This window comes from Streptomyces sp. NPDC092296 (assembly GCF_044755465.1).
In the GTDB taxonomy this organism is placed as follows: Bacteria; Actinomycetota; Actinomycetes; order Streptomycetales; family Streptomycetaceae; genus Peterkaempfera.
In genome coordinates this window covers 1-6,916 of the sequence record NZ_JBIVRB010000007.1, presented here as the reverse complement: position 1 = coordinate 6,916, position 6,916 = coordinate 1, and the positions used below count along the sequence as shown (strand labels likewise).

General features: G+C 74.1%; 5 protein-coding genes. 2 read left to right on the top strand and 3 right to left on the bottom strand.

Annotated elements, in window-relative coordinates; translation table 11 throughout:
• The first annotated feature begins 960 nt into the window (after window positions 1–960).
• Both ACIQGZ_RS17905 and ACIQGZ_RS17900 read left to right on the top strand, forming a co-directional pair.
• On the top strand, window positions 961–1,635 hold the full coding sequence (locus ACIQGZ_RS17905) for a helix-hairpin-helix domain-containing protein (protein ID WP_402602837.1): 675 nt from the start codon (window positions 961–963) through the stop codon (window positions 1,633–1,635).
• Between the two features lie 5 nt (window positions 1,636–1,640).
• Window positions 1,641–4,217, top strand: a complete 2,577-nt coding sequence (locus tag ACIQGZ_RS17900) for a ComEC/Rec2 family competence protein (RefSeq protein WP_402602835.1) — start codon at window positions 1,641–1,643, stop codon at window positions 4,215–4,217.
• A 110-nt stretch (window positions 4,218–4,327) separates the two neighbouring features.
• On the opposite strand, the gene lepB is transcribed toward ACIQGZ_RS17900, so the two are convergent.
• The 3 genes from lepB to ACIQGZ_RS17885 all read right to left on the bottom strand — a co-directional run.
• Window positions 4,328–5,197, bottom strand: a complete 870-nt coding sequence (lepB, locus tag ACIQGZ_RS17895) for a signal peptidase I (protein ID WP_402602834.1) — start codon at window positions 5,195–5,197, stop codon at window positions 4,328–4,330.
• Window positions 5,198–5,358: 161 nt separating this feature from the next.
• Window positions 5,359–5,517 (bottom strand): hypothetical protein, encoded by a 159-nt coding sequence (locus tag ACIQGZ_RS17890; protein WP_402602833.1) that lies wholly within the window; start codon window positions 5,515–5,517, stop codon window positions 5,359–5,361.
• Window positions 5,518–5,599: 82 nt separating this feature from the next.
• The coding region (locus ACIQGZ_RS17885) for a family 16 glycosylhydrolase (RefSeq protein ID WP_402602832.1) at window positions 5,600–6,916 on the bottom strand (1,317 nt) is incomplete at its 5' end.

The following is a 6,916-nucleotide window of genomic DNA, read 5'->3' as shown; positions in this document are numbered from 1 at the left end:
CGTATTCCGGGTTTGCGGCCGGCCAGCCACCGAGCGGTCCCTAGCTTGCTGTCCGCTGCTACGGCAGCCGGGCCCCTGGCATTGCCCACCCATGCCCCGGCCCCCGCCAAGACCGGCCTCCGCCCTGCCGCCGAAGCCGCCCCGCCGCTGCCCGCTCACGGTCTTGGCGCCGGTGGCGTTTCGGACGGCCATCGCGTCAGCCTGGCATCGCCGGGTGCCGCAGTGGCGGTGCCGCCGCTGGCCACTGCCGTGGCTGGTGGCGGGGGTCCTGCTGGTCTCGTCCCGGCGCTCATCCCGGGCCACCTTGTGCCTCTTGCCGAAGTTGCGCCGTCGTCCGCCGGGGCGCGGCTTCGGCCGCCGCTTGCGCTCGGGTCTGGCACCGGTGGCGTCTTGGACGGTCGTCGGGTCAGCTCTGCTTCGCCGGGTGCCACAGCGGCGGCAGATGTCGCGCCGCTGCCGGTCCCTGCCGTGGCTGGTGGCCGGGGCCCTGCTGGTCTCGTTCTGGCGCTTATCGCGGGCCATGCTGTGCCCCTCTGCGAGGCTCTGCCGCTGTCCGTCGCCGCCCCGGGGCCGGAGGCTTTCGCCGCAGGCCACCTTGTGCCTCTTGCCGAAGTTGCGCCGCCGTCCGCCGGGGCGCGGCTTCGGCCGCCGCTTGCGCTCGGGTCTGGCACCGGTGGCGTTTCGGACGGTCGTCGCGTCAACGACTCTGCTTCGCCCGGTGCCACAGCAACGGCAGAGGTCCCGCCGCCGGTCACCGCTGGTCTTGCCCCGGCCCGCGCTGTGCCGCCGTCCGCCTCCGCTGCCGTAACCGCCCTCCGGGGCCCTGATGTTCCCCTTCCCGAATCCGCGCCGCAGTCCCCCGAAGCGGGGCCGCTACTCGCCGCCGGCCGTGACGATGACTCCGACCGGGGAGCGGTGACCGGGACCGATCCTTCGCTCGGTCACAGCTCCGCCGCTGCCGTGGGTGCCGCTCCACGCAGCGTGCTGCGGTGGCTTCCGTCCGGGGTGCGGGACGCCCTGGATGTCGACCGCAGGGCCGCCGTCGGGTTGCTGGTGCTGCTCCTGCTGGCTGTCGGGTACGGCGTCCAGCACTTCTGGCTCGGCCGTCCGCAGCAGGTCTCCGTGCCCGTGTCCACCGCTCCGGCCGCTGTGCCGGGGCCCGGCCCCGGTACCGACTCTGGCCCCGGGACGCCGAAGCCGTCGTCCGGGCCGGTGGCGGAGGTGGTGGTGGACGTGTCCGGGAAGGTCCGCCACCCCGGGCTGCGGACCCTGCCGCGCGGCTCCCGGGTGGCCGACGCTCTCCGCGCGGCGGGCGGCCCGGCGCACGGCGCGGACACCACCGGGCTCAACCTCGCCCGGGTCGTCGCAGACGGTGAGCAGATCCTTGTCGGCGCACCGAGTACCCAGTCGGCAGCGGTCACGGTCACCGGCGGGTCAGCCGGCGGACCGGTCAGCCTCAACGCCGCCACGGCCGAACAGCTCGACGCCCTGCCCGGAGTGGGGCCCGTCCTGGCCCAGCACATCATCGAGTTCCGCGACAGCCATGGCGGCTTCACCGCCGTCGACCAACTGCGGCAGGTCGCCGGTATCGGCCGGCGGAAGTACGCCGACCTCGCCCCGCTGGTGACGCCCTGACAGCCATGAGCCCTCGATCCCCCCTCCCCGGTATCGCCCCCGCACCCCGACCGCGTCCTGCACCCCGACCGCGTCCCGGCCCCCTCCCGAAGCCGGCCCACCACCCACCGCCGCGCCTCCTCCTCCCCGCCGCCACCGCCTGGGCGACCACAGCAGCCCTCCTCACCACAACGCCGCGCCACACCCCGGCCGTCCTCACCGCCGCAGCCCTCGCCGTACTCGCCGCCCTGACCCTGCTCGCCCGCACCCACCGCGACCGAGACCCGAACCAGCACCAGCACCAGAACCAGCACCAGCACGGCCGTCACCGCACCGGAACCGCTGTACTGCTGCTCACCGCCGCAGCCGCCGCGACCACCACCACCCTGCACACCGCAGACCTCCACCGAGGCCCACTGCCCGCCCTCGCCCAGGCCGGCCCCCGCGCCGGTGTCACCGTCGAACTCACCCTCACCAGCGACCCCGTCGAGCGCGGCCCCAAGGTCCGTGGCTCCGGGCGCGGCCAGGGCGTGGTCATCGTCCACGCCCGCGCCGACCGCGTCACCGTCGACCGCGTCACCACCGCCGTCCGCACCCCCGTCACCGTCATCGCCCAGGGCAGCACCGCCGCACGCTGGCTCCCGCTGCTCCCGTCCACCCGTGTCACCGCCGACGTCCAGGTCCTGCCACCCGACGACCCCGCAGAACCGACCGCCGCCGTCCTGTTCACCCGGGCCCCACCCAGCCCGCTCGCACCGCCCAGCACCGTCCAGCGCATCGCGGGCAGCCTCCGCGAGGGCCTGCGCCGCGCCTCGGAGCAACTGGCCCCGGACGCCCGCGCACTGCTCCCCGGGCTGGTCGTCGGTGACACCTCCCGCATCCCCGACGACCTCCGCGACGCCTTCCGCGCCACCGACCTCGCCCATCTGACCGCAGTAAGTGGAGCCAACCTCTCGCTTGTCCTCGCCGTCCTGCTCGGCGCCCCCACCCGCGCCGCCACCCCCGAACGCGGTGGCCTCGCCGCCCGCCTCGGCCTGCCGCTGCGCACCACCGCAGCTCTGGGCACCGCCCTCACCGCCGCCTTCGTGGTGCTGTGCCGCCCCGAAGCCAGCGTGCTGCGCGCCGCCGCCACCGGGCTGATCGGCCTGCTGGCCCTGGCCGCCGGGCGCCGCAGCCACGCCCTGACGGCACTGAGCGCCGCCGCGCTGCTGCTCCTGCTCGCCGACCCCTGGCTGGCCCGTGACTACGGCTTCATACTCTCGGTGCTGGCCACCGCCGGACTGCTCACCCTCGGTCCGCGCTGGTCCGCCGCCCTGATCCGCCGGGGCTGGCCGGTACGCCTGGCCGAGGCCACCGGTGCGGCCGGCGCCGCACAGGCGTTCTGCGGACCGGTGATCGTGCTGCTCACCGCCCGGGTGAGCCTCGTCGCCGTACCGTGCAACCTGCTCGCCGAACTGGCCGTCGCCCCCGCCACCCTGCTCGGCTTCGCCGCACTCACCGTCGCCCCGGCCTCCAGCGGCGCGGCTGCGCTCCTCGCCCGGCTGGCCGGTGTACCCACCGGCTGGCTCGCCGCCGTGGCCCGCCACGGCGCCGCACTGCCCGGAGCGGTGATCGGCTGGCCCACCGGCAGGATCGGCGCGCTGACCCTGGCCGTGGCCACCGCCGCCGCCTGCTGCGCGGCCCCCGCGCTGCTGCCCCGGCTGCGCCGCCACCCCGTGCCGGCAGTGCTGCTGGGCCTCGCCCTGCTCGCCGCGCTGCTCCGCCCACCGCTGCTCACCCGGATCGCCACCGGCTGGCCGCCGCCGGGCTGGCGGCTCGTCATGTGCGATGTCGGCCAAGGGGACATGATCGTGCTGCCCGCCGGTACCGGAGCCGCACCCGACACCGCCGTGGTCGTCGACACCGGACCGGACCCGCGTGCCGCCGACGGCTGCCTGCGCTCACTCGGCATCACCCGGATCGCGCTGGTGATCCTCACCCACTTCCACGCCGACCACGTCGAAGGACTGCCCGGTGTGCTGCGCGGCCGCACCGTCGCCGCCGTGCAGACCACCACCCTGGACGACCCACCGGGGGAGGAGGCCCGGGTGCTGCGCTGGACGGCCCGCGCGGGCATACCCGTGCTGCGTGCCGCCCCCGCCGAACGCCGCGCGGTCGCCCCCGACCTGAGCTGGGACGTCCTGTGGCCGGACGGACCGCCCGGCCCGGAGGCACCCGGACCCAACAACGCCAGCATCGCCGCCGTCGCCACCGTCCACGGCCTGCGCTTCGCCCTCCTCGGGGACCTCGAACCGCCCGCGCAGGCCGAACTGCTCGCCCACGACCGGGCCGCCCTCGGCCGGGTCGACGTCCTCAAGGTCGCCCACCACGGCTCGGCCCACCAGGACTGGTCACTGGCCGCCGCCCTGCACCCCCGCCTCGCCCTGGTCTCCTGCGGCGCCGGAAACCCCTACGGCCACCCGGCCCCCGGCACCGTCGCCCGGCTGCGCGCCCTGGGCGCCACCGTGCTGCGTACCGACATCGACGGCGACATCGCGGTGCTGGGGGACGACCCCGCCACGCTGCGCGCCGCCGTCCACCGCCACCGGGGCCCAGGCCCATGACGGCGGTGGACGCCGGGCACCCGAAGCCGGCGCTGCCGCCGCCGGCAGCGCATGGCAGAGGGGGCGCGGCCGGTCGGCCGCGCCCCCTCTGGGTCGCCTGGCTGGTGCGATCAGACCCGTTCGCGCAGGTCGGCCGCCTGGAGCCGCTGCCCGCGCCGCCGGCGGTACCAGAGCGTCAACGGGGCGGCACCGGTGAGTCCGACCAGCCCGGGGGCGGCCGCCGCTGCGACGGTGGAGGTGCGGCCGTCGGCCAGCTGCTGCTGGTGGAAGGTGGCGGGCACCGGCAGCGTGGCCCAGTGGCTGACCGGCCAGGCGACCACAAAGGCCCGGCCGACCACATTGCCCACCGGGACGAAGCCGTCGCCGGGGTTGTCGTTCTGGTGGAAGCGGGAGTCCTCGGAGTTGTTCCGGTGGTCGCCCATCACCCAGATCTTCCCCTTGGGCACGGTGACACTGCCGACCGGGTCGTTGTCGCACGGCGTGGCACCGGGGTAGAGGTAGGGCTCGTCCAGCGGTACGCCGTTGACCGCGACCGGGGAGCCGACCCGACAGGTCACGGTGTCCCCGCCGACCGCGATGACCCGCTTGATCAGGTCCTTCTCATCGGCCGAGGGCATCAGGCCGACGGTGCTCAGCACCTTCTGGATCGCGTTGGTGTGCGGCGTCGCCTCGCCCTGCAGCCAGTCGCCCGGGTCGTGGAAGACGACGACCTCGCCGCGCTCGGGCTTGGCACCGAACCAGGGGGTGAGCTTGTCGACCAGCACCCGGTCGTTGACCTGGAGGGTGTTCTCCATGGAGCCGGACGGGATCGAGAACGCCTGGACGAAGAAGGTCTTGATGCCCAGGGCCAGGATGATCGCCAGCGCGATCAGCAGCGGCAGCTCCTTCCAGAGCGGTCGCTGGCGGCGCTTCGGCTCGGCCTGCACTGCTGCGGTGCCGCCCTCTTCCTCCGGTGCTGCACTGCGCAGTTGCTCTGCCACGGCCCGTCCCCTCTGGAGTGTCCGGTACGCGCGCGGGGGCGCACGTTGCTTGCTGGTCCACATGTCCAACGCGCGGGGGTTCCCGGGGTGCGGCGAACGCGGGCTTCATCGACGATACGGGACCGGAGCCGGGAGTCGGCCGCGTGGTCCACCCGAATGGATCAACCGGCGGCACCGAACCACCCGGCCATATCGCGGCGGAAGCCGTGCAACGGCGCCATGGCGCGCAGCGAGTCCTCCGGGCCACGCAGCCGCTGCGGGGTCGGCCGGACCACCTCGCGGCCGGCGTCCGCCGAGTCCGCGACCCGCCGGCGCGCCACCCCTGGGACGGGCAGCCTGCGGCCTGACGGCAGGCCGCAGGGCCCCGGCGCGACCGCGCCGGGGCCCTGCGGGTGTGCGTGCCTACTGGTAGACGCGCACGTAGTCGACCAGCATCTTCTGCGGGAAGACGGTGCTGGCGTCCGGGTAGCCGGGCCAGTCGCCGCCCACCGCGTTGTTGAGGATGATGTAGAACGGGTGGTCGTAGACCCAGGGCCCCTTGGTCTTCTCCAGGGCCGTCCGGTCCACGGTGAAGAAGGCGTTGCCGTCCACCGAGAACGTCATGTGGCTGGAGTCCCAGTCCACCGCGTAGGTGTGGAACGCCGCCGAGAAGTCCTGGCCGGGCAGCGTGTACGGCGAGCCGTAGCCGTTGCCGCCGTTGTAGGCCGGGGCGTGCAGCGTGGAGTACACGGTGTCCGGCACCTTGCCGACGTGCTCCATGATGTCGATCTCACCGCTGTAGGGCCACGGCGTACCGGTCTTGAAGTTGGAGCCCAGCATCCAGAAGGCCGGCCAGAAGCCCTGCGTGCCGGTCACCTTGATCCGCGCCTCGACGTGCCCGTAGGTGAAGTTGAGATGGTCGGAGGTGTTGATCCGGCCCGAGGTGTACTGGCAGGTGGTGCTGCCGGTCAGCGAGTCCGGCGGGCACGCCGAGCCGGGGGTCACCTCCTTGCGGGCCTCCAGGACGAGGTTGCCGTTGCCGTCCTGGTAGGTGTTCTTGTTGCCGGTGGTGTAGTACTCCAGCTCGCCGTTGACGCCCGGCCCCGGGTCGGCGGTCCACTTGCTGTTGTCGGGGGCGGTGCCGGACGGGCCGTTGAACTCGTCGCTCCAGACCAGCTTCAGCGGGTTGCCCGGGTTCGGCGGCAGGGCCGGCGGCGGGGTGGGGTTGCCACCGGTGCCGTAGACGTCGAAGCCCCACAGCGAGTAGCCGTACCCGTTGGAGCGGGCGGTGCCGTACATCCGCACATAGCGGCCGGTGCCGTTGACGTTCAGGGTCTCCTTGAAGCCGGCGCCCTGGGTGGTGGAGTAGATGCTGTTCCAGTTGTTGCCGTCGGCCGAGACCTGGATCTGGTACGCCGTGGCGTAGGCCGGGTCCCACTGGAGGACGACCTTGTTGATGGTCGCCGTGGCACCGAGGTCGACCGAGATCCAGCCCGGGTCGACCCAGCCGGTGACGTCGCTGGTCGCCCAGCGGGTGGCCGGGTCGGCGTCGAACGCCTTGGCGGGCGTGCAGCCGCCACAGTTGGCGTCGTCCTGGTAGGAGCTGGCCGTGGCCGGCTTCTTGTACGACAGCAGCTGCGAGGTGCCGCCGCCGTTGTCGCCGCCGGTGGTGCCGCCGGTTCCGCCGGTGCCGCCTCCGGTGCTGGTGCCGGTGCCGGTGCGGACGGTGATCTCCCAGAG

Coding starts and splice junctions, on each gene's coding strand:
- ACIQGZ_RS17900 (WP_402602835.1), top strand. CDS start 1,641: ATGAGCCCTCGATCCCCCCTCCCCGGTATCGCCCCCGCACCCCGACCG.